Consider the following 1,617-nt stretch of genomic DNA (forward strand, 5'->3'; position numbering starts at 1 on the left):
TGGTCCAAAATTGTGCGGTATGCCGATATTAAACCTCGTATGAATAATTCGGGTAATAAATATTACGCCTACGCGTTAGCACCATTTCACTTAACTTACCCACAGTTTATTGTGATGCTCACGTTATGGGAACATCAAACGTTAACCGTTAACGACTTAGGCCATTACTTATTTTTAGACAGTGGCACCTTAACGCCACTATTAAAGCGTTTGGAAAAAGACGGCTGGGTGACACGTCAACGGGATAAAGTCGATGAACGCCGGGTACTCGTATCCTTAACCCCTAAGGCCAATGAACAGCGCGATGCTGTTTACAAGCATGTCAACGGCTGCGTGTCACACCTTGACTTTACCCCTGAACGCTATGATACCTTACGTAGCGAAATGCTAGAGGTAACCGACCATCTCACAAAGTTCACACAAGAAGCCAAACAACTGGACCTTTAAACTTTGGTCAAAGTCGAGTAAACTAACGATAAGGTTTTTTGATTTTATTTAAAAACGAGGTGCAACATGGCAACAAAAAGTATCAGCGAATTAGCCGATTTTTTATCTGCTAACAGCGACAACATCAGAGCCGGTGAAGCGGCTTTTAATGCAGTTGAATTTTACGCCGCAATTGATAGCCTAGGCGTGCTGGCACAGCCCGTTCAAAGTTATCTCACCCAAACTGAAGATCACTACTATGAAAGTGAATCCGATCATTTGTTAACCTTACAAGGTGGGCCAGCACCCCTAAGTACGTTAACCGATCGCATTATTGTCACACATACTGACGGTGCACTTCACGATGGTGACTTAAACTTTAACTACGCCCATGAAAACACCGATCAAAACGGCTATGATGTCCAAACCGATCTACACTTGTTAGCTTACGGCTTAGAAGTGATCGGTGCCACAGACGCATTGGACCATGCTAAAACACAGGCAACGCTGGCCAAAGACGCCACGCTGAGCCTTGGTTTAGCCGTCAATGCCATTCAAAGTTGGTTAAGCCAACGCTAAAATGAGGTTTTCGCCTCATTTTTTTTATACTTTTTAGCATCCTGGTACCATTTTCATGGCCCGAATGCTTTTAACTAAGGTATAATACAGTTAACGCTACTCTTAGAAAGGTGGGCTTTGTATGTTACAAGAATATCAAAATATTTTGGTACCAATCGATGGCTCTCGTGAAGCTGAACTTGCTTTGACCAAGGCCGTTGAAGTTGCAAAGCGTAACAGTGCTCATTTAGATTTATTAAACATTCTTGATACGAAACAATATAGTTATAACTTCGCTGGCTTGATCGATGGCGACGTCATCTATAAAATGTCTTCCGATGCGCAAGACTATCTCAACGGTCTCGTTGACAAGATCAAACAAGAAGCTTCATTTGAAGCGGTTGACATTCACGTGCGGTTTGGCAATCCGAAAACGATTATTGCACGGGATTTCCCACAAGAACACAAAAACGACTTGATCATGATCGGGGCCACCGGCTTAAGCGCGGTGGGCCGTTTCCTAGTCGGTTCTGTTACAGAATACGTTAACCGTAATGCCATTACCGATGTTTTGGTCGTTAAAACTAAGGCCGATAATCGCACGGCTTTAGAATCAAAGTAAGCATTCGCCAA

The 1,617-nt window shown here is 43.3% G+C and carries 3 protein-coding genes; all 3 read left to right on the forward strand.

Translation table 11 applies throughout. The features are described from left to right. Positions 1–39: 39 nt before the first annotated feature. The gene (locus tag FC07_RS08485; RefSeq protein WP_057904684.1) at positions 40–447 is read left to right on the forward strand and encodes a MarR family winged helix-turn-helix transcriptional regulator; all 408 of its coding nucleotides are present in this window, start codon (positions 40–42) and stop codon (positions 445–447) included. A gap of 66 nt (positions 448–513) precedes the next feature. After that, positions 514–1,005: a hypothetical protein gene (locus tag FC07_RS08490; RefSeq protein WP_057904682.1), complete on the forward strand. Its 492-nt coding sequence runs from the start codon at positions 514–516 to the stop codon at positions 1,003–1,005. Positions 1,006–1,126: 121 nt separating this feature from the next. Next, positions 1,127–1,606 (forward strand): universal stress protein, encoded by a 480-nt coding sequence (locus FC07_RS08495; RefSeq protein ID WP_057904683.1) that lies wholly within the window; start codon positions 1,127–1,129, stop codon positions 1,604–1,606. The last annotated feature ends 11 nt before the right edge of the window (positions 1,607–1,617 follow it).

This window comes from Loigolactobacillus bifermentans DSM 20003, from assembly GCF_001434575.1.
GTDB classification, from domain to species: Bacteria; Bacillota; Bacilli; order Lactobacillales; family Lactobacillaceae; genus Loigolactobacillus; species Loigolactobacillus bifermentans.

What these genes read in the sequence shown, in the direction of transcription:
- FC07_RS08490 (WP_057904682.1), top strand. Translation starts at nt 514, where the DNA reads ATGGCAACAAAAAGTATCAGCGAATTAGCCGATTTTTTATCTGCTAAC.
- FC07_RS08495 (WP_057904683.1), top strand. Translation starts at nt 1,127, where the DNA reads ATGTTACAAGAATATCAAAATATTTTGGTACCAATCGATGGCTCTCGT.
- FC07_RS08485 (WP_057904684.1), top strand. Translation starts at nt 40, where the DNA reads ATGAATAATTCGGGTAATAAATATTACGCCTACGCGTTAGCACCATTT.